The following is a 20,593-nucleotide window of genomic DNA, read 5'->3' on the forward strand; positions in this document are numbered from 1 at the left end:
TTCAGGAAATCCATGATCGCTACTGTCGGACTGCCACTCGCGCTGTACCCCCAGATCATTCACGCCGAAACGTCATCCCCGCCCGCGCCCGCCCAGTATGAAAGCGCTGTTCGTTTTGGACTGCCCGCCCTCTTCACAGGCTATCGGACGACTTGCGCCAGCCAGCTCGATGCAAACGGCTACACGGCCGTGAACGCTGATCGATTGACGGAAAAATTCAGCGACGGGGCCGACGCTCACTGGCCCGCAGCGAAATCGGTTCTGTTCACGCTAGGCGGTGAGCATGGCGTCGAGCACGAAATGCTGAGCGAAATGCCGGACGATGCGCTCAAGCCCTTCGTTTATGCCCTGCTGGAACAGATAGCGGCAACCGAGATCAAACCCGACAATTGCGCGGACGTTGAGCGGGGTCTGGAACTTCTCGATCCCTTGCCCGCAGATAACATCGCCGGTCTGATCGGCTTCATCATGGAACTGACCGGGAAAGACGACGCCGGTGCCGCACAGACGCTGGGCGGTAACTAGCGATGTCGGGCGCTCTGATGAGCGACGATATCGAGGCGCTGGCACGCCGCGTCGTGGAGGCGAACGCGCGCGGCGATCGCCAGGTCGCGCTGGCGGAAAGCTGCACTGGCGGCCTTGTCTCCGCCGCACTGACCGAAATTCCCGGCTCTTCGCGCGTACTCGATCGCGGGTTCGTGACGTATTCGAACGAAGCCAAGATGGAGCTGCTCGGGGTTTCCAGCGAGATCATCGAGACATTCGGCGCCGTTTCCATCGCCTGCGTCTGGGCCATGGCCCAAGGAGCGCTTGAGCGCAGCCAGGCAGACGTCGCCGTGGCGATCAGCGGCGTTGCCGGACCCGATGGAGGCACGGAGCTGAAGCCGGTCGGAACGGTCGTTTTCGCCCGGGTCACTCGCGGGCAAGCCGGTGATCCGGAAGGTGAGCTGCGCAATTTCGGCAGCGTTGGCCGCGCGGAAATCCGCCGTCAGGCGACGCTTTGCGCGCTGGAGCTGCTGCTGCCGTAAAGATCGCGGGCGCGTTCTTCAAAGGCATTCACCATCTTGCGAAACGCCCGGTCGAAGTATTGGCCGGCGAGCGCTTCGAAAACGCGATTTTTGAAGGCGAACTGCACCGAAAAATCAATCCGGCTGCCACCTTCGGGCAGGTCGGTGAAATGCCATTCGTTGTCCAGATCACGTAGCGGCCCGTCGACATAGACCACGTCGATCATGTCGGGGCGCCGCTTGGTTACTCGCGAGGTGAAGCTTTCGCGGAAGCTCTTGAAGCCGACCACCATGTCGGCAACCATCTCTTCTTCATTGTTCGACCGCACGCGGGTCGCGATGACCCACGGCAGAAACTCCTTGTAACGCGCGACGTCGGCCACGAGGTCGAACATCTGTTCCGCGCTATAGGGGACGGTACGGCTTTCGCGAATCCCGGGCATCAGGCCTTCTGCTTGGCCAACCTTGCTTCGCGCGCGGCCTTCATCTGGGCAAAGTCGTCCCCGGCATGATAGCTGGAACGGGTCAGCGGGCTGGCGGCGACCTGAAGGAAGCCCTTGGCACGGGCAATCGAACCGAATGCGGCAAAGGCCTTCGGCGTTACGAAATCTTCAACCTTGGCATGTTTCGGCGTCGGCTGAAGATACTGACCCATCGTGATGAAATCGACATCCGCGCTGCGCATGTCGTCCATCACCTGATGAACTTCCAACCGCTGTTCACCCAGCCCCAGCATGATGCCCGACTTGGTGAAAATCAGCGGGTCGTGCGCCTTCACTTCCTCCAGCAAACGCAACGACGCGTAATAGCGCGCACCGGGGCGAATGGTGGGATAGAGGCGCGGCACGGTTTCGAGGTTGTGATTGAACACGTCCGGGCCCGCTTCGCAGATCGCCTCGATCGCCGGGCGCATCTTGTTGCGGAAATCGGGGGTGAGAATTTCGATCGTGGTATCGGGCGTCTCGCGGCGCAGTGCATTGATAACCTTCACGAACTGCCCTGCCCCGCCATCGGGCAGATCGTCGCGATCGACGCTGGTGATGACGATATGATTCAGCCCCATCTTCCCTGCAGCGATGGCCACGTTCTCGGGTTCCATCGGGTCCACCAGACGGGGCATGCCGGTCTTCACATTGCAGAACGCGCACGCGCGGGTGCACACGTCGCCCAGGATCATCACGGTCGCGTGCTTCTTCGTCCAGCATTCCCCGATATTCGGGCAGGCCGCTTCCTCGCACACCGTGTTGAGATTGAGGTCACGCATCAACTGGCGCGTTTCGTGATAGCCCTTGCTCACCGGGGCCTTGACCCGAATCCAGTCCGGCTTGCGCTGGCGTTCGGGGCGAGGGGATTCTGGCGCGGGGGCAGCGGAAAGGTCGTTCATGCGCCTTCATCTAGTCGTCGATATGCCGTCTTGCCAGCCCTTTCCCTTCGCGGCATTGGGGACGCATGAAGAGCTTTGACGATCTGATCGAAGGGTATCGCGGTTTCCGCAAGGGAGCGTGGCTGACGCAGCGCGAACGTTGGAGCGAACTGGCCACGGGCCAATCGCCGCAGGTCATGATCATTGCCTGTTCGGACAGCCGGGTCGATCCGACCCAGATTTTCGATGCCGATCCGGGCGAGATATTCGTCGTGCGCAATGTTGCCGCGATGGTTCCCCCGTTCGAAACGACGCCGGGCCATCATGGCGTTTCCGCCGCTCTCGAATTTGCGGTGCAGTTTTTGAAAGTGCGGGAAGTGGTCGTCATGGGCCACGGCCTTTGCGGAGGGTGCAAGGCCGCACTGACGCAGGACCTTCATGGCAACGAGCCAGGCCAGGGGGGATTCGTGGCTAACTGGATCTCGATGCTGGACGAAGTGCGAGCGCCGATCGCAGCAAACCTGGGCACGGAAAGCCGCGAAGCCGAACGCGCGATGGAGCAGGCAGCGGTAAAGGTCAGCCTGGACAACCTGCGTACGTTTCCGTGCGTCCAGGAGAAGGAGGCTAGCGGAGAGCTGGCGCTGCACGGCGCGTTCTTCGCGATTTCCGACGGCGTTCTCCATGTGCTCGACCAGAAGGACGGAGAGTTTTGCCCGGTCGCGTAAAGCGCTTGCGCGATGCCACGTCGCCAGCCATCTAGGCGCCCATGTCCGACGAGCTACAGCACCGCAACATCGCCCTTCTGATCGATTCGGATAACGCCAGTCCGGCAGGGATCGATCCTGTACTGACGGTTCTGGCGGAACTGGGCCAGGTCAATATCCGCAGGGCTTACGGCAACTGGCGCAAGCCCGCGCTCAAGAGCTGGGCGGATCTGGTCCACCGGTACGGTATCGAACCCCAGCAGCAGTTCGACCTGACTCGCGGCAAGAACGCCACCGATATGAAGATGACCATCGATGCGATGGACCTGATGTATCGCGGGCGCGTTCACGGCTTCGGGGTGATGTCCAGCGATAGCGATTTCATGCCGCTGGCCATGCGTATTCGGCAGGACGGTTATCCGGTTTACGGTTTCGGAAGCGCCAAAACGCCCGAAGGGTTTCGCCAGGCATGCACGCGCTTCATCGATGTCGAAGCGTTGATCCGGGCGGAGAAGGAAGAACGCGCGAACGGCGCGAAAGGTAGCAAGCTCGACGACGAGATGCTCCATCTCCTGTTCGAAGCTTACAATGCCAGCAAGCGGGATGAAAAAGGCTTCGCAAAACTGTCCGAAGTCGGTCAACGCGCGGGTAACCGGTCGAGTTTCGACACCCGCAATTACGGCTATGCCAGATTGATCGACCTGGTCGAGGCGATCCCGAACTTCTCGATGGAGCGGCGCGAAGGCGACCAGGTCTGGATCAAACGGCTGCGCTAGCGCCGGTCCAGGCGGCAGACAGGACGAACAGAAAAGGCGCGGACCGAAGCCCGCGCCTTCTTGTATCCAGCCCGCTCTAAAGCGTGCTTATTGCGCCGATGCGCTACCGGAAAGCTGCGCTTCCGCATAAAGCGCCCATAAGTCGGCAATCGCCGCGCGGGGCCCTTCAACCCGATCGAAGTTCGCCTTTGCGTCGGCGAACTGGCCCTGATCCACTTGGGCAATGCCGAGGCGGGTCAGAACCCTGCCCCGATCCACGCCGGAGCGCGACAAGGCAAGTTCGTACATTTCGATGGCCTTGGCCGTATCATCGAAATTCAGATACATGTCGCCCGCAGCGGATGCATCGAGAGCGGTCGCGCCGGAACCGCGTGCATCCTTTTCAAGCTGAGCCACGTCTGCCCGCGCCGGCCCAGTCTGAGCCGCTGCAGTCGCCTTCGCTTCCGTCACCAGCACGTCGCCCGGGTTCAGCATGTTGGCGGCCAGGCCGGCAGCGACGATCCGCCCGACTTCGGCCGGCAGGCGCCGTGCATCGGCCGCTGAAATATAATCGACATAGTCCCGTTCGGACCGCAGGCTGTCGGTGCGATCAGCCAAACGCATCAGGTCGAGCAGCGACTGATCGTCATACTCGTAGAAACTGCGTTGCACCGCGATCGCGTCGCCCCATACGTTGGCCGACGGATAGTGCGCGATGTAGAGCTTGCTGAAATCCGTAGCCTGTTCGGCGAGCTGATTGTTATAAGCGATGGCGAAGCCGCGCTTGATCCAGTTTTCCTCGACCGGCTGACCGGCATTCTCGCGCGCTGCAATCGCTTGCTGCAGGCTGGCGAGACCGGCCGCGAAGTTATCTTCCGCGAAATAGGATTCGGCCATCAGTCCTTGCAGGTTTGCGTCATCGTAGCCGGCAGCCGCGGCCTGTTCGAACCGTTCGCGGGCCTGGGCGTAATCCTCGGCCTGGTAGGCAAGTTGCCCCGAAGCGAACAGGCTGAGAGCATAGTTTTCAGGGGCAACCTTGCCGCTTTCCAGCATCATATCCAGGCCGCGGCGTTGCAGGGGGCCATCTTCGGCGCGCACGCCGATCGTATACATCGCCTGCCCGGCCACGAACTTGTCGTCCTCGGATTCGACCGCGGCGGTGAGCGCCGGGATTTCTGCCTTCAGCGTCGCAGGGTCTTCCTGCGCTTCGAGCCGCTTGGCGAGCGGCTGATAGGCCGCGATGAAGCCTTTGGTATAATTCGGCTTCGCCTGCTCGTCCTTCTTCTGGGCGGCCGCCGGGGCTTCCAGCGCGGGAATGCCGAGTACACCGCCCGCGACGAGCGCGAGCGCCAGGGCAAAGTGCGTACCGGTACGCGGACGGCGGGCCTTGGGGTTGAGGACGGAAAACTGCATCTGGGTATCTCCCACTTCGATAATTCTGCCAATCAGGCTAAGGAAACGCGTGACATGCGCGCTAGTGCCGCCTCAAAGCGGCCATTGCAATTCCTTCTAGGGGGAACGTTCTGAACCCGCTTTGAATGGGATACTTCCCGGCGGTTCGGGATGCAGCGCGCAAATGTGGAAAAACACCGCCAAAACACCCATCTGAGCGCTATTCAGGTGGTGCAGCGGGGCCGACTGGCCTAGGCTGCGCAGTCCAAGTTCCCAACCGTAGAACGAAACGAAAAGAAGTCCGTTGAGCGACGATACCGATACCCTTGCACCGCTGGCACCTGCCGGAGACTTCGACCGCGTCGACATCGTCGACGAGATGAAGACGAGCTACCTCGATTACGCGATGAGCGTGATCGTCAGCCGCGCACTCCCCGATGTGCGCGACGGGCTCAAGCCGGTTCACCGGCGCATCCTGTTCGCCAGCCAGGAAGGCGGCTTCGTCGCCGGTCGCGCCTATCGCAAGAGCGCGAAGATTGTCGGTGACGTGATGGGTAACTATCACCCGCACGGCGACAGTGCGATCTACGACGCTCTCGCCCGGATGACGCAGAGCTGGTCGATGCGCGTGCCGCTGATCGATGGCCAGGGCAACTTCGGTTCGATGGACCCCGACCCGCCCGCCTCGATGCGATATACCGAGGCGCGGCTGGCCAAGGTTGCGAACAGCCTGCTCGACGATCTCGACAAGGATACGGTCGATTTTGCCGAAAACTATGATGGGTCACGCAGCGAACCGACCGTCCTGCCGGCGCGTTTCCCCAATCTGCTGGTCAATGGGGCCGGCGGCATCGCGGTCGGGATGGCGACCAATATTCCGCCGCACAATCTCGGCGAAGTTATCGACGGCTGCCTCGCCTATATCGACGATCCCCGTATCACGACCGAAGAGCTGATCGAGATCATTCCGGGCCCCGACTTTCCGACTGCGCCCCTGATCCTAGGGCAGTCGGGCGCGAAGGCAGCCTATACCACGGGGCGTGGGTCGATCCTGATGCGCTGCCGCCACGAGATCGAGACGACACGAGGCGACCGCCAGTCGATCGTGCTCACCTCGATCCCCTATCAGGTTGGCAAGTCGGGCCTGGTCGAAAAGATTGCGGACGCTGCCAAGGAAAAGCGGATCGAAGGCATTGCCGACATCCGCGACGAATCGAGCCGTGAGGGCGTGCGCGTCGTCGTCGACCTTAAACGCGACGCCACTGCCGAAGTCGTGCTGAACCAGATCTGGCGGCACACCCCTGCCCAGGCGAGCTTCCCGGCAAACATGCTCGCGATCCGTGGCGGGCGCCCCGAAGTTCTGAACCTGCGCGACATCATTCAGGCCTTCGTCGTCTTCCGCGAACAGGTCATCACGCGCAGAACCAAGTTCGAGCTGAACAAGGCTCGCGAACGGGCCCACATCCTGCTTGGCTTGGTGGTCGCGGTGTCGAATCTCGACGAAGTCGTGGCGATCATTCGTGGGTCCTCCAATCCCGCTCAGGCGCGCGAGAAGCTGCTCGTTCGCGAGTGGCCCATTGGCGACATTGCCCAGTATATTCGCCTGGTTGAAGCGATCGAACCCGATGCCGAACAACAGGGCGGGACCTATCGCCTCTCGGAGCGGCAGGTGAAGGCCATTCTGGACCTGCGGCTGCATCGCCTGACCGCTCTAGGCCGCGACGAGATCGGCGCCGAGTTGAAGGAACTGTCGATCGCGATCGAGGAGTATCTTTCGATCCTTGCCGACCGGCGGAAGCTCTACGGCGTCATGCGCGACGAACTGCAGGAAATCCGCGACCTCTATGCCACGCCTCGACTATCCGAGATCGCGCCCGCATGGGACGGCATCGAAGACGAAGACCTGATCGAGCGCGACGACATGGTCGTGACGGTTACCCTGGACGGATACATCAAGCGCACCCCGCTATCGACGTTCCGCGCCCAGGCCCGCGGCGGCAAGGGTCGCGCGGGAATGGCCACGAAAGAGCAGGATGCGGTGATGGACATGTTCGTCACCTCTACCCACAATCCGGTGCTCTTCTTCTCGACCGCTGGCAAAGTCTATCGCCTCAAGGTCTGGAAACTGCCGGAAGGCGGACCGGCCACGCGCGGTCGCCCGATCGTCAATCTTCTGCCGTCGCTCGACGATGGCGAAACGATCCAGACCGTGCTGCCTCTGCCCGAAGATGAAGACAGTTGGGGTGCGTTGTCGGTCGTGTTCGCGACCGCGAAGGGCAGCGTCCGCCGCAATTCGATGGACGCCTTCACCAATATCCCCTCGAACGGCAAGTTCGCGATGAAGTTCGAGGAAGGGAGCGACGATCACCTGATTGGCGTGGCACTGCTCGATTCGACCGACGATGTCCTGCTCGCCAGCCGCAACGGCAAGGCAATCCGTTTCGCCGGCGAAGACGTGCGTGAATTCACCAGCCGCACCTCCACCGGCGTTCGCGGTATGAACCTGAAGGGCGATGACGAAGTCGTATCGCTTTCCATCCTGCATCAGGTCGGAACCGATGCCGAAGAACGCGAACGGTACTTGCGCTTTGCCCCTTGGAAGGGCGAACGCGAAGGCGAGTGCGAGCTTCCTGCGGAACGCTTCGACGAACTGAGCGAGAAGGAACAGTTTATCCTGACCGTCTGCGCCAACGGTTATGGCAAGCTTTCGTCCGCCTACGAATATCGCCGGATCGGACGTGGCGGCCAGGGCATCCTCAACATCGACAATGTGGAGCGCAACGGCCCGGTTGTCGCCAGTTTCAATGCGACCCAGCGCGATCAACTCATGCTGGTGACCAATCGGGCCAAGTTGATCCGAATCGGGCTCGACAGCTTGCGCGTGATCGGCCGCGGGTCGGCCGGCGTACGCCTGTTCAAGGTCGCCGAAGGCGAACATATCGTCAGCGCAGTCCGCCTCGACGAAGAAGAAGCGCCTGAGAATGAGGCGGAGGAGATGGTGGTCGAGGAGATGGCGGCACGCGGCAGCGCCGAAACAGCACCGAAAACGACGATCCATTCCGACGACAACCTGGGCGATGACACCGACAGTGCGGAATGACTTGCCCGCTCGTAGCAGTTCTGCGCTGATTTAGCCTTTGGTGCGCAAAGTCTGGATTACCCCAGTCGCGATCAGGATCTGGCCGGCGAAGTAGGTCGGCCAGATCAGGATCTGCGGCAGGTCACTTTCCGCAAGGGGGCCGAAACGGGCGAATATCAACCAGTCTGACACGATGAACAGCACCGCCCCCACTCCCACGCGATAGCGCGGAAATCGGCTCATCCAAGCGCAGGCCGCCATTCCGCCCAGCGTGATGGCGTACAAGGCGATGCTTGAATTGCCCGACACCAGCCAGGAAACGAGCGGGGTGATGAACAGCAGCGCCACGGCCAGGGCTTTCTGGCTGGGTTTCGCTTGCGGGCGAGGGTTCCGTAGATAGAGCGACATGGCGGCGAGGTGCGATGCGAAGAAGGCTGCCCCGCCCCAGGTGAAATCCAGCTCGATCAGCATATCGCCAAGTGCGGCCGTGGCCATGACGAGCGCCAGGAGCCGCGCATCCAGGCCGTCGTGGCGCGCGAGGGCATAACCGGCCAGGAATATGCAGCCGGCGCCTTTGAGCAGGATCAGCCACAACTCGCCGATCTGCCAGTCCCGAACGAAATAGTAGATCGTCGCCGCTGCGATCGCGGCGAACAGCCAGGGCCTGTGCTCGACCAGCGCGCGCCTCGACATCGTTCCCCTCCCCCGAAAAGCGCGTTCTTGGACTTGAACCCGAGGTGGCGCAACCACTAGGTCACTGCCGGTTATGACCCATGACGTACACATCATCGGCGGCGGCCTGGCGGGAAGCGAGGCAGCCTGGCAACTCGCCCGGCGCGGCTATCGCGTGCGCCTGTCCGAAATGCGCGGAACCGGTGCCACGACTCCGGCACACCAGACCGACGGTCTGGCAGAGCTGGTCTGTTCGAACAGCTTCCGTTCCGACGACGACGAACGCAACGCCGTCGGCCTCCTCCATCACGAGATGCGCCGCCTCGATTCCCTTGTCATGCGTGCCGGAGAGAAAGCACGAGTACCCGCGGGTTCGGCGATGGCGGTCGACCGCGACGTATTTTCCGAGGAAGTCGAGCGCGCGCTCCAGGAACATCCTAATGTCACCATCGTGCGCGAACGGGTCGACAGTCTTCCCGCCAGCGGCGCGACGATCGTTGCCACTGGGCCACTGACGGCCGAAGCGCTTGCGGCCAGCATCGTGCAGGCGACGGGGCAGGATCGGCTCGCGTTCTTCGACGCGATTGCACCGATCGTCCATCGCGACAGCATCGATATGGATATCGCCTGGTTTCAGAGCCGCTGGAACAAGGGCGACGGGAAAGATTACATCAATTGCCCGATGGACAAGGATCAGTACCTTGCCTTCCATCAGGGGCTTCTCGACGGCGAAAAGACAACGTTCAAGGAATGGGAGGCCAATACCCCCTATTTCGAAGGCTGCATGCCGATCGAGGTCATGGCCAGCCGGGGTGTCGACACCTTGCGCTTCGGCCCCATGAAGCCCGTGGGGCTGGACGATCCGCGCACCGCCTGTCCCGAATTCCCGCAAGGACGCTGGCCCCATGCCGTCGTTCAATTGCGACAGGATAACAAGCTTGGCACGCTGTGGAACATGGTCGGCTTCCAGACCAAGTTGAAGCATGGTGCGCAGGTTGCCCTGTTTCGAACGATCCCGGGGCTGGAGAACGCGGAATTCGCGCGACTGGGCGGCTTGCACCGCAACACCTTCCTCAATTCGCCGCTCGTTCTGGACCGCCAGTTGCGGTTGAAAGGCGGCGAACATGTTCGCTTTGCGGGCCAGATCACCGGCTGTGAAGGGTATGTAGAAAGCTCGGCCGTGGGTCTGATGGCAGGCATGATGGCCGCCGCCGAACTGGGCGGTGGAAATTGGTCCCCGCCGCCGCGCAGTTCCGCGATGGGCGCCCTCCTCTCGCACATTACCGGGGATGCGGAGGCGGAAACGTTCCAACCGATGAATGTCAATTTCGGCCTCTTCCCGCCTCTGCGCGACGTGAAGAAGAAGTCGCGGAAAGAAGCCTACACCACACGCGCCAAAACCGAATTCGGCGCCTGGATGGCCGAACTGGATGGCATCCCGGCATAATCCGTGGTCGGGGGATACGTCAGCAGCGGCAGGCCGGTTTTCGCCGCCTTTTCGGAGCTGTCGTCGCGAACTCTGCCGGGGTGAGCTCGCCGTCGCCATTGGCATCTGCACCTTCGAAACGGTCCGCCGTCGTCACGGCCCATTCCTCGAACGTCAGCAGGTTGTTGCCATCGACGTCCAGCTTGCGAAAACCGTCTGTGCGAGAGGCGAGCATTTCGGTGCGCGTGATGCGGCGATCGCGGTTGCGGTCGTATCGAAAGAAGCGGCGTTGTTCGCGTGTCAGTTCGGTCGCTTCGGGCGGCTCCGGGCCGACCATCTCACCCGGATCACTTTCGGGCAGGCTATCCTGATCGTCTTCCGGTGCTTCTTCGACCAGTGGAGGCGGTGCCCCCTTCTCCACTTCCGCCCGGCCCTGCCACCAGAACAGCCCCAAGCCGACAAGAGCCAGCGTGGCAATTGCCGAAAGAATGACCCGTTTCATGGCACTCCCCCTCCCCCATAGAATGTTGCCCTAGCGGCCCAGCATACCAAGCCGCACGGCGGCAAGCACGTCCCGCCGACCCGATACGAGTGCGCCATCGCCCCGAAGGATCGCGCGCAGGCCGAGCCCCCGCAACACGGCCACCGCTCGCAATTCACGCGGCAGTTTCGCCCTTGCGCGATCCGTCAGCGGAGCGCTCAGGCGCATGGCAGTCGCGCGTTCTTCCGCATCGGTTGAATGGGCCAGGAAATCTGCAATCGCCCAAATTTTCCCCGCGGTGCGCGCCGTTGGCGCGGCGTGACCCTGCCCCATCAGCCGGGCAAGCGCAGCGAAGGCAGCGGCGCGACTGTCGAAAAACTGCTCCAGCTCATCGCCGGACAGCGGCGGCTCGCCGATCAGCTGTTCCCATCCGTCGACCAGAGCGGTCAGCGCCGCCGCCTCACCCGCCCATGTCTTTCCGATCGCGTCGAGCACCGGATCACCGCGTGCCCGGTCGGCTTCTGGCTTCCCCAACTCGTCGCGCCACCATGCAAGCCGCAATTGTGCGAGAAGTGGCTCGCTCGCCTTCGCCACCAGTTCCGACAGGCGCACGTCGAACGCCAGCAGCGCCAGCGTGGCGCCGCGCGCGGCTCCTCGAGCATAATGCGATGCCAGGCGTTGCGGCAGCGGAAGCAATTCGTCGATCATTACCGGCAAGCCGATAGCAGGGCGGTCAACGCTGCGCCAAGGATGGTAAAGGCGCCATTTGGAGTTTTTTAATGCAGCGCCGGTACTGCGCTGAGTCAGAAGCTGTGGATTCTGGCTAAAGTTATGAGCAATGGTAAATCGCTTACCGCGCTGGGGCGTGATCGGGGGGGGAACACCCTTGCGATATTCGCTGCCTCGCTCATCCCCCTGATCGCCATTGTTGGCGGCGGGGTCGATGCCAGCCGCGGCTATCTGACCAAGACGCAGCTGCAAAACGCCTGCGATGCCGGCGTCCTCGCCGGGCGCCGGGCAATGGCCAAAACCGGCGAGTATGGGGACGGTGAGCGCGCCAAAGCCGCAAGCCTGTTCAACGCAAATTTCGATTCCGAAATCGTCGATGCCGATCAAGTTCTGTTCACTACCGATGATGGCGACGATGGGGATGTCACGGGAACTGCGACTGCGCGCATTCCAACCGTGCTGATGAAGATCTTCGGCAAGACCGAGCTATCTTTTTCAGTTAATTGCATGGCCGAACTGCAGATCACCAATTCGGATATCATGTTCGTGCTCGACACGACCGGGTCGATGAGCGGGTCGAAGATAGAAGGTTTGCGCGACGCGGTGGAGGATTTCCACAAGACCATCGCCTCGTCCGTTACGGACGATGAGGTTCGGGTCCGCTACGGCTTCGTCCCTTACAGCATGACGGTAAACGCCAAGCGGCTGTTGGTTAACGGCGATATGCCGCTGGACTACATTGCCGACAGCGCGCCGTACCAATCGCGTCGCGCCTATTTCGACGACCCGAAGTACATTCCGGATGAAACCAGTACGCATGAGGAGACGGAGACATACGGGAATCTCTCGAACCGAAACTGCCGGGATTATCAGGATAACGATTACCCCTATTCGGGACGAAATCCCGAACAATATGGCGCACCGCCGGGGCGCACGGTTACTGTCACGTATTCCGCCTACGGTAGTGGGCGCAAGCCCTGCAGACGATTGAAGACAACGGTCACGGTGGAATCCTACCGCACAGTTTATGAAAGCGCGAACCTGTGGCGGTATATCCAGACCGATCTCGACGTCTCTGCACTGAAAACATTCGGACCGGTCCAACTCGTCACCCGGGTTTCCTCGGATGCCTACGTCCCAACTCGCGGCTTCCACGACGTGCGTTCTCTCGCCGTCATGGAAGGCACCAGTGGCCTGAGCAAGACATCCTATACCTGGGAAGGGTGTATCGAGGAGCGCGCGACCGTTGTCGATGAAGATATGGACCCTGTCCCGTCCGATGCTTACGACCTGGACATCAATTCGGCGCCCGACAGCGACGACACACGCTGGAAACCCTACTTCGCACCCGCCGTCTTCTACAGAGACAATTATTACGATTGGGTCGACTGGCGCGACACTGAATCGCACCTGTCCAGTCGATGCCCGGCTTCGATGCGCCTGTTTCAGGAAGTCGATCTGACGCCGAACGAGGTGCCTGAATGGCTCGAGGATTACCTCGACAGCCTGAACGCCGACGGGAACACCTATCACGATATCGGGATGATCTGGGGCGGCCGGCTTGCAAGCCCGAACGGCATCTTTGCGACCACGGTTAACGACGAGCCCGATCGTTCCGTAAGCCGCCACATCATCTTCATGACCGACGGGAAGATGGAGCCCAACAGGACCGCCTATTCCGCCTATGGACTGGAGAAATACGACAACCGGGTTGCCCCCCGTTATACCGGCGGTGACGACCTCGCCGACTATCACGATGCGCGCTTTGTCGCCGCGTGCAACGCGATCAAGGATGAAGGCTACACCGTCTGGGTGATCGGCTTCGGATCGTCGCTGACCGACGAGATGAAAGCCTGCGCCACAGGGCACCGCGCCTATTTTTCCGATGACGTTACCGAACTCCGCGCCACGTTCCGCTATATCGCGTCCCAGGTCGCGGATCTGAGGCTGGGCCAGTGACCGCACCCGTCCTGACCCGGCTGAGGGACGCTCGCGAGGGCGTGACCATCATCGAATTCGCCATCGTCGCGCCGGTCCTGCTGATATTCATCTTCGGCATCCTCGACCTGGGACACGGCTTGTACATGCAATCCGTTCTACAGGGCGCGGTGCAGGAAGCAGGGCGAGATTCCGGCCTCGAGACCGGGCGCGTCGGCCAGGACGCGATCGATACCGACGTGCGCGAACGGGTCGAGGCGGTCATGCCGTTTCTCGACGATGACGACCTGGCCATCCGGCGGACCAACTATGAGACATTCAGCGACGTGGGGACGCCTGAAGATTTCGACGATACCAACGGCAGCGGTGCCTATGACGACAACGAATGTTTCTCCGACCGAAACAACAACGGGGTCTGGGATCCCGATGTAGGTGCGGAAGGGCTTGGCGGGGCCGACGACGTCGTGATGTACGAAGTCACCGTGACTTACGATCGGCTGTTGCCGTTCTGGCGGATGGTGGGGCTGCCGCACAGGGGGCAGGCCCAGGCAACCACCGTCATGCGCAACCAGCCCTTCGGCCAGCAGGCAACCCGTCGATCGGTGCGCATATGCCCGTGATCGCCCGCCTGGCTGCGACTTGTCGGCGCCTGCGCACGCTCGCACGTGCGCGTGAGGGTGTCGCGTTGATCGAGTTCGCCTATTCCCTGCCGATCATGATCACTCTCGGCTTTGGCGGGCTGGAGCTGGTCAACTACACCACCACTCATCTGCGCGTGAACCAGATCGCGATATCGCTCGCCGATAATGCCTCGCGCGCCAAGCAGGAGATCGTGGGCGGCAATCCCCGCTTTCGCGAGCTCGATGCCAACGAAGCGATCAGGGCCGCATACCTCCAGGGGGGCAATCTCGACCTGCAGGAAAATGGGCGCGTTGTCCTGTCGAGCTTGGAGGTCAATTCCGATGGCGGGCAGTGGATCCACTGGCAGCGCTGCGGCGGCGACAAGACCTATCCATCGAAATACGGGCCACAGGGGACCGGCGCCACAGGCGACGATTTCGACGGGATGGGCCGCGGAACGCGGCAGGTTCAGGCCGAAGAAAATTTCGCGATCATGTATGCCGAAGTCTACTACGACTATCAGCCGGTGGTCTTCGGCGATCTGATCCCCGATCAGACGGTCTACAAAACCGCTGCGATGTATGTTCGCGACGATCGCGACCTGTCGGGCATCTTCAACCCCTCGCCGACTGCGCCGGTCAGCGGCTGCTGATCGTTACAGAACGTTACCGAATTAACCACGCAAGTTCACGATGCGCTTACGCCAGAAAGGTACGGATGACCGGTGCTAAACCGTTCCATCTCGAGCGCCGGTGAAGGCGCGCACTGGCTAACCCGCCTGGCCCGGGATGCGTCGGGCAATGCGCTGGCGATCATCGCTGCTGCGATTGCGCCGACGCTGGCAATGGTCGGCGGCGGGATCGATATGGGTCGATCCTACCTTGCGCAGAGCCGGTTGCAGCAGGCTTGCGATGCCGGCGTGCTCGCAGCGCGCAAACGGCTGGGGTCGCAAGTCGCCTTCACGGGCGAATTTTCCGATGACGTGGCGGAAATGGGCCAGCGCTTCTTCAACATCAATTTCCGGTCGGGATCCTACGGCACCGAAGACCGAAGTTTCGTGATGACGCTGGAAGAGGATTTCGCGGTATCGGGCGTCGCCACCGTCGATGTGCCGACCACGATCATGCAGGTGTTCGGCTTCACAAAAGTGCCGGTGCACGTTGAGTGCGAAGCGCAGCTGAACTTCTCCAACACCGATGTCATGATGGTACTCGACGTCACCGGGTCGATGGCGCAGATTAATCCGGGGGATTCGCTTTCTCGTATCGATACGATGAAGCAGACGATCTCTGCATTTCATGGACAACTGGAGGCGGCTGCGCAGGCCGGCTCCCGCATCCGATACGGTTTCGTCCCCTACTCCACCAATGTGAACGTCGGCCATCTGCTGCTTGACGACTGGGTGGTTGATACCTGGCCCTACCAATCGCGCGAAGAAGTTGCCGATCTGAGCAGCCCGATCACGCGAACCTATACCACCTCGGTGACGCACAAGTCGGGTTCGATCACCGTCAGGGAAGTGGATTCCTATGCGGCAAGCTTCAGCGAAGGCGACGGCTACCACTGTCCGAGCCAACCGGGCAGCAAGGTCAAAACCGAGCTCGACGAAACCGACTATCAGGAAAAAGTGGTCCTTCTGCCCGTGCCCGGAGTGCGGAAGGAATGGACTTATGTCCGCACCCGCACGGGGACAGGATACTCGACCGCGCTCAACGACACGACCTGCATTGTGCGAGAGCATACCTACAACGACTACGTCGACACCTACAAGAAGATCGAGGAACCTGCCCTTCTGAGCGAGAAGCAGTGGCGGTACGATCAGATCGAATACGATGTTTCCGACTGGCGAAACATCGGCAACGGCTGCATCGAAGAACGCGAAACGTACGAGATTCTCGATTACGATTCTGTCGATCTTTCCAGAGCGCTCGATCTCGATCTCGATCGTGTACCTTCGCCGTCCAATCCGGCCACGCAATGGCGCCCCATGATCCCGCACTATGTCTTCGGCCGGGCGCTGGAATGGAACGGCAAGGGGAAATTCGATACCGATCAGAAAATCACGTCCAAGGAATTCGTGTCACCTGTCGGCCTCGACACCGCTGCCTGCCCTGCCCCGGCACGCAAGCTGTCGGAAATGACGCCGGATAGCCTGGAGACATATCTCGGCTCGCTCCATGCCAATGGCAGCACTTACCACGATATCGGAATGATCTGGGGCGGACGGCTGATTTCGCCGACCGGGTTGTTTGCAGCCGATAACGCCGACACGGCCAATTCGACGGTCAGCCGGCATCTCATCTTCCTGACCGACGGCGAGACCGCGCCGCTCGACCTCAGCTATTCCAGCTATGGTTTCGAGCCGCTCGATCAGCGCCGATGGTCCGAGAAGTCCTCACTTTCCCTTGCCGAAACCGTCGAGAAGCGGTTTGCCTTTGCATGCGATGAAGTGCGCAAGAAGAACGTGAAGGTGTGGATCATCGGGTTCGGCACGACGCTGACCGACGTGATGCGCGAATGTGCGGGAGAAGGGCACTATTTCGAAGCGGCCGACGCTGCCGAACTGAATGCCTCCTTCGCCGCGATCGCGGAAAGCCTCAGCGATCTCCGGGTCAGCCGCTGATGCGCGCGCGATCCATCATTCGCGACAGCAGCGGTGCCGCGCTGGTCGAATTTGCGCTGGTGTCGCCCGTTCTGCTGCTGCTCATCCTCGGCATCTTCGACATGGGATATAACTACTATATCCAATCGCAGCTCCAGGGCGCCGTACAAAAGGCGGCGCGGGATTCTACTATCGAAGGTGCCGCCGGGCGTTCGACGACGATCGATGCGCGAGTGGAGCGGGCCGTTCGTCAGATCGTGCCTTCGGCCGACGTCGATTTCTCCCGCAAGTCCTATTCCAGTTTTACCGATGTGGGGCGTGCAGAGGAGTTCAGCGATATCGACGGCAACGGCACGTGCAACGATGGGGAGCCGTTCGAAGACGCCAATGACAACGGCGTCTGGGACAGGGATCGCGGCGCCGACGGATTCGGTGGAGCGCGCGATGCGGTCCTCTATGTGGTTACGGTCAGCTACCAGCGCGCTTTCGGGGTCACCTCTCTCATCGGAGTGCCTGCCACCTTTACGACGAACGCCACCACGGTGCTTCGCAATCAGCCGTATTCGGAACAGAGCACGGTCGCGACAGTGGGCCAATGCCTGTGATGCGCCCGCGGGCCTTTCTGTCGCGTCTGTCGCGCTCGCGCGTGGGCGCTGCGGTAACCGAATTCGCACTGGCCGCGCCGTTGCTGATGATGGCCGGGCTGTGGGGCGTCGAATCCGCCCACCGGGCGGTCATGCAGATGCGGTTGAGCCAGGTGGCAGTGCTGATCGCCGACAACGCCTCGCGCGTCGGTGAGAACTCGCTGCTGGGCGAATCCAAACTTTACGAACGCGATATCAACGATGTTCTTTATGGCGCTCACGTCCAGGCCGGACGGAACTTCGACCTCTACACTCACGGGCGAGTGATCCTTTCCAGCCTGGAGGTCGTTCCCGACACGGAGGATCAGCAGTATATCCACTGGCAACGCTGCCAGGGCGAACTGGTCCATGCCTCCAGCTACGGCAACGCCGGTGACGGGATGGCCAGCGGAATCGACGGTATGGGGCCGCCCGGGGAAGAAATCCTGGCGTTCAAGGGCGAGGCGGTAATGTTCGTGGAAGTGGTCTACGAATATCAGCCGCTGATATCCACGGCCTTCACCCATGCAGACAAACTGCACGCCACGGCCGCCTTCAACGTGCGCGACAACCGCGACCTGTCGCAGATCTACCAGCGCGATCCCGCCAACCCCGATACGGCTGCAGATTGCAACGTATACAACGGGGTGTGATTGCCGTCTGGACGGGGCAGACGCTGCCCCGTCCGGTCAGACGTAACAGACCTTCCTTGCCGCTTCGACGATCCTTGCAGCGTCGATCAGTGCCATCTTTTCGAGGTTGGCCGCATAAGGCAGCGGAACATCCTCGTTGCAAACGCGAAGCACCGGTGCATCGAGGTGATCGAAACCGTCCTCCATGCAAATTGCAATCACTTCAGACGCGATCGAGCAGGTGGGCCAACCTTCTTCCGCGATGACGAGACGGTTGGTCTTTGCAAGACTTTCGAGAATGGTCTGCCGGTCGAGCGGGCGCAAAGTGCGCAGATCGATGACTTCGGCGTCAATGCCGTCTTCCGCCAGCGTTTCGGCCGCCTCAAGTGCGAAGCCGACGCCGATCGAATAGCTGACGATCGTGACGTCAGAACCTTCGCGCATTATCCGCGCCTTGCCGATCGGCAGGACATGTTCGTCAAGCTCGGGCAGTTCGAAGGTCTTGCCGTAAACCAGCTCGTTTTCGAGGAAGACGACAGGATCTTCACTGCGAATCGCGGCCTTCAACAGGCCCTTCGCGTCGGAACTGTCGTAAGGTGCGATCACGATCAGTCCGGGTACACTGGCGTACCACGGCCCGTAGTTCTGGCTGTGCTGCGCGCCCACCCGGCTCGCCGCGCCGTTGGGCCCGCGAAACACGACCGGGCAACGCATCTGGCCGCCCGACATGTAATTCGTCTTCGCGGCGGAATTCACGATATGATCGATCGCCTGCATCGCGAAGTTGAACGTCATGAATTCGACGATCGGACGCAGGCCGCCCATCGCAGCGCCCGTTCCGATCCCTGCGAAGCCGTATTCGGTAATCGGTGTGTCGATCACGCGCCTGGGCCCGAACTCTTCCAGCAGGCCCTGGGTCACCTTGTAGGCGCCCTGATATTCGGCGACTTCTTCGCCCATGACGAACACCCGTTCGTCACGGCGCATCTCTTCCGCCATCGCGTCGCGCAGCGCCTCGCGCACGGTCACGCTGGCCATGTTGGTGCCATCCGGGATTTCCGGGTCGGCGCGCGGTTCCGTCTTCGGCTTCGCCGGTGCCGGGCTTTCCTCGCCGCTATCGCTCTTCTCTTCTGCCTGCGCCGTTTCGTCCGAAGATTCGGGACTGGATGGAGCTTCGATATCGTCGGCGTCCTCGTCCTCCCCGGCCAGAATGGCGATGACAGTGCCGACCTTCACGTTCTCGGTGCCTTCGGGGACCACGATCTTCCCGACCGTGCCTTCGTCCACGGCCTCGAATTCCATCGTCGCCTTGTCGGTTTCGATCTCGGCGAGAATATCGCCAGAGCTGACCTCGTCACCTTCCTTCACCAGCCATTTGGCCAGCGTGCCTTCTTCCATCGTCGGCGAAAGCGCGGGCATCTTCAGTTCGATTGCCATGGCTCAGTACCCCTCCACCAGAACATCGGTGTAGAGTTCGTTCGCCTCTGGCTCGGGTGAATTTTCCGCAAAGTCTGCCGCTTCGGCCACGATCTTGCGAATGCCCTTGTCGATCGCCTTCAAATCGTCCTCGCTCTTGCCCTGATCCATCAGCACCTTTTTCAGGCCCTCGATCGGGTCCTTGTGTTCGCGAATATCCTGCACTTCCTCGCGCGTGCGGTACTTGGCAGGATCGGACATCGAATGCCCGCGATAGCGGTAGGTGTTGAGTTCCATCAGCACGGGCCCCTTGCCTTCGCGGACATGAGCGAAGGCAACTTCTGCCGCGGCGCGGACTTCCAGAACATCCATGCCGTTCACATCCATTCCCGGAATTCGGAACGCCGTACCCCTGCGGTGAAATTCCGTTTCCGCGCTGGAGCGCGCGGTGCTGGTCCCCATTGCGTACTGGTTGTTTTCGATCACGAAAACGATCGGCAGCTTCCACAGGCTGGCCATGTTGAACGTTTCGTAGACCTGGCCCTGGTTGGCCGCACCGTCGCCGAAATAGGCGAGGCAAAGGCCGCCATCCTTGTTGTACTGATGCGCCAGCGCCAGTCCGCCACCGAGCGCCACCTGCGCACCGACGATGCCGTGCCCGCCGTAGAACTTATGCTCGGTGCTGAACATGTGCATCGAGCCGCCCTTGCCCTTGGATATCCCGGCCTGGCGACCGGTAAGCTCGGCCATGATGATCTTCGGATCGATACCATAGGCAAGCATGTGGCCGTGATCGCGGTATCCGGTGATGACGCTGTCGCGATCGTTGTCGAGCGCGCTCTGCAAGCCGATGGCGACGGCTTCCTGCCCGATATAGAGATGGCAAAAGCCGCCGATCAGGCCGAGACCGTAGAGTTGACCCGCCTTCTCTTCAAAGCGCCGGATCAGCAGCATCTGGCGATAGAATTCCAGCAGTTCCTCTTCGGAAGCGCCATAGCTCTTCGCGCTTTCGAACGATTCCTGAAGGCTGTGCAGCGCAAAATCGGTGTCGTCCGCCGGGCCTTTGCCCTTGTTGGTGGTGGACGTCTTGCGGGTCTTGGCGGTTCTGGCCAAATCTCTCATCCTCGGTTGTCGCGATCACCTGGGGAGGTGC

At 61.4% G+C, this 20,593-nt stretch carries 20 protein-coding genes; 12 read left to right on the forward strand and 8 right to left on the reverse strand.

What is annotated here, in order from left to right; translation table 11 throughout:
* Positions 1 to 12 precede the first annotated feature (12 nt).
* Entirely contained in the window at positions 13 to 525 is a 513-nt protein-coding gene (locus tag AM2010_RS04875; protein WP_047806120.1) for a hypothetical protein, read from the forward strand.
* A gap of 17 nt (positions 526 to 542) precedes the next feature.
* Positions 543 to 1,028, forward strand: a complete 486-nt coding sequence (locus AM2010_RS04880; RefSeq protein ID WP_420834971.1) for a CinA family protein — start codon at positions 543 to 545, stop codon at positions 1,026 to 1,028.
* On the opposite strand, the gene AM2010_RS04885 is transcribed toward AM2010_RS04880, so the two are convergent.
* Together AM2010_RS04885 and lipA are read right to left on the reverse strand one after the other, a co-directional pair.
* A complete protein-coding gene (locus tag AM2010_RS04885) occupies positions 989 to 1,450 on the reverse strand; it encodes a type II toxin-antitoxin system RatA family toxin (protein WP_047806122.1) in 462 nt (153 codons plus the stop codon). The genes AM2010_RS04880 and AM2010_RS04885 overlap by 40 nt on opposite strands.
* Positions 1,450 to 2,391 (reverse strand): lipoyl synthase, encoded by a 942-nt coding sequence (gene lipA, locus AM2010_RS04890; protein ID WP_047806123.1) that lies wholly within the window; start codon positions 2,389 to 2,391, stop codon positions 1,450 to 1,452. Before lipA ends, AM2010_RS04885 begins: the two co-directional genes overlap by 1 nt.
* A gap of 65 nt (positions 2,392 to 2,456) precedes the next feature.
* On the opposite strand from lipA, the gene AM2010_RS04895 reads away from it, so the two are divergent.
* Both AM2010_RS04895 and AM2010_RS04900 read left to right on the forward strand, forming a co-directional pair.
* On the forward strand, positions 2,457 to 3,095 hold the full coding sequence (locus AM2010_RS04895; RefSeq protein WP_047806124.1) for a carbonic anhydrase: 639 nt from the start codon (positions 2,457 to 2,459) through the stop codon (positions 3,093 to 3,095).
* A 41-nt stretch (positions 3,096 to 3,136) separates the two neighbouring features.
* Positions 3,137 to 3,850, forward strand: coding sequence for an NYN domain-containing protein (locus AM2010_RS04900; RefSeq protein ID WP_047806125.1), 714 nt, complete (start codon positions 3,137 to 3,139; stop codon positions 3,848 to 3,850).
* A gap of 87 nt (positions 3,851 to 3,937) precedes the next feature.
* Here the strand turns inward: AM2010_RS04900 and AM2010_RS04905 are convergent, their stop codons facing one another.
* Positions 3,938 to 5,242, reverse strand: coding sequence for a hypothetical protein (locus AM2010_RS04905; protein ID WP_047806126.1), 1,305 nt, complete (start codon positions 5,240 to 5,242; stop codon positions 3,938 to 3,940).
* A gap of 283 nt (positions 5,243 to 5,525) precedes the next feature.
* Here AM2010_RS04905 and gyrA point away from each other — a divergent pair, with 283 nt between their 5' ends.
* Positions 5,526 to 8,321 carry a DNA gyrase subunit A gene (gyrA, locus tag AM2010_RS04910; protein ID WP_047806127.1) on the forward strand — a complete coding sequence of 932 codons (2,796 nt, stop codon included), beginning with the start codon at positions 5,526 to 5,528 and terminating at the stop codon, positions 8,319 to 8,321.
* Between the two features lie 30 nt (positions 8,322 to 8,351).
* Here gyrA and AM2010_RS04915 read toward each other — a convergent pair whose 3' ends face one another.
* Entirely contained in the window at positions 8,352 to 8,993 is a 642-nt protein-coding gene (locus tag AM2010_RS04915) for a lysoplasmalogenase family protein (protein WP_047806128.1), read from the reverse strand.
* A 73-nt stretch (positions 8,994 to 9,066) separates the two neighbouring features.
* On the opposite strand from AM2010_RS04915, the gene trmFO reads away from it, so the two are divergent.
* Positions 9,067 to 10,419, forward strand: coding sequence for a methylenetetrahydrofolate--tRNA-(uracil(54)-C(5))-methyltransferase (FADH(2)-oxidizing) TrmFO (gene trmFO, locus AM2010_RS04920; RefSeq protein ID WP_047806129.1), 1,353 nt, complete (start codon positions 9,067 to 9,069; stop codon positions 10,417 to 10,419).
* Between the two features lie 19 nt (positions 10,420 to 10,438).
* On the opposite strand, the gene AM2010_RS04925 is transcribed toward trmFO, so the two are convergent.
* Both AM2010_RS04925 and AM2010_RS04930 read right to left on the reverse strand, forming a co-directional pair.
* Positions 10,439 to 10,900: an EF-hand domain-containing protein gene (locus tag AM2010_RS04925; RefSeq protein ID WP_047806130.1), complete on the reverse strand. Its 462-nt coding sequence runs from the start codon at positions 10,898 to 10,900 to the stop codon at positions 10,439 to 10,441.
* 30 nt (positions 10,901 to 10,930) lie between these two features.
* Complete coding sequence (locus tag AM2010_RS04930) at positions 10,931 to 11,587, reverse strand: squalene/phytoene synthase family protein (RefSeq protein WP_047806131.1); 657 nt, start codon at positions 11,585 to 11,587, stop codon at positions 10,931 to 10,933.
* A 123-nt stretch (positions 11,588 to 11,710) separates the two neighbouring features.
* Between AM2010_RS04930 and AM2010_RS04935 the strand changes: the two genes are divergently transcribed.
* The 6 genes from AM2010_RS04935 (at position 11,711) to AM2010_RS04960 (ending at position 18,045) form a co-directional block, all read left to right on the forward strand.
* Positions 11,711 to 13,567, forward strand: a complete 1,857-nt coding sequence (locus AM2010_RS04935; protein WP_047806132.1) for a TadE/TadG family type IV pilus assembly protein — start codon at positions 11,711 to 11,713, stop codon at positions 13,565 to 13,567.
* The gene (locus tag AM2010_RS04940) at positions 13,564 to 14,166 is read left to right on the forward strand and encodes a TadE/TadG family type IV pilus assembly protein (protein WP_047806133.1); all 603 of its coding nucleotides are present in this window, start codon (positions 13,564 to 13,566) and stop codon (positions 14,164 to 14,166) included. The genes AM2010_RS04935 and AM2010_RS04940 overlap by 4 nt, the downstream gene beginning before the upstream one ends.
* Positions 14,157 to 14,819: a TadE/TadG family type IV pilus assembly protein gene (locus AM2010_RS04945; protein ID WP_053043933.1), complete on the forward strand. Its 663-nt coding sequence runs from the start codon at positions 14,157 to 14,159 to the stop codon at positions 14,817 to 14,819. Before AM2010_RS04940 ends, AM2010_RS04945 begins: the two co-directional genes overlap by 10 nt.
* Before the next feature lie 72 nt (positions 14,820 to 14,891).
* The gene (locus AM2010_RS04950; RefSeq protein ID WP_047806134.1) at positions 14,892 to 16,790 is read left to right on the forward strand and encodes a VWA domain-containing protein; all 1,899 of its coding nucleotides are present in this window, start codon (positions 14,892 to 14,894) and stop codon (positions 16,788 to 16,790) included.
* A complete protein-coding gene (locus AM2010_RS04955; protein ID WP_047806135.1) occupies positions 16,790 to 17,374 on the forward strand; it encodes a TadE/TadG family type IV pilus assembly protein in 585 nt (194 codons plus the stop codon). The genes AM2010_RS04950 and AM2010_RS04955 overlap by 1 nt, the downstream gene beginning before the upstream one ends.
* Positions 17,365 to 18,045 (forward strand): TadE/TadG family type IV pilus assembly protein, encoded by a 681-nt coding sequence (locus tag AM2010_RS04960; RefSeq protein ID WP_150115235.1) that lies wholly within the window; start codon positions 17,365 to 17,367, stop codon positions 18,043 to 18,045. The genes AM2010_RS04955 and AM2010_RS04960 overlap by 10 nt, the downstream gene beginning before the upstream one ends.
* 36 nt (positions 18,046 to 18,081) lie before the next feature.
* Here the strand turns inward: AM2010_RS04960 and AM2010_RS04965 are convergent, their stop codons facing one another.
* On the reverse strand, positions 18,082 to 19,461 hold the full coding sequence (locus AM2010_RS04965) for a pyruvate dehydrogenase complex E1 component subunit beta (RefSeq protein ID WP_047806137.1): 1,380 nt from the start codon (positions 19,459 to 19,461) through the stop codon (positions 18,082 to 18,084).
* Between the two features lie 3 nt (positions 19,462 to 19,464).
* Complete coding sequence (gene pdhA / locus AM2010_RS04970) at positions 19,465 to 20,553, reverse strand: pyruvate dehydrogenase (acetyl-transferring) E1 component subunit alpha (RefSeq protein WP_047806138.1); 1,089 nt, start codon at positions 20,551 to 20,553, stop codon at positions 19,465 to 19,467.
* Positions 20,554 to 20,593 lie beyond the last annotated feature (40 nt).

This window comes from Pelagerythrobacter marensis, assembly GCF_001028625.1.
Classification (GTDB): domain Bacteria; phylum Pseudomonadota; class Alphaproteobacteria; order Sphingomonadales; family Sphingomonadaceae; genus Pelagerythrobacter; species Pelagerythrobacter marensis.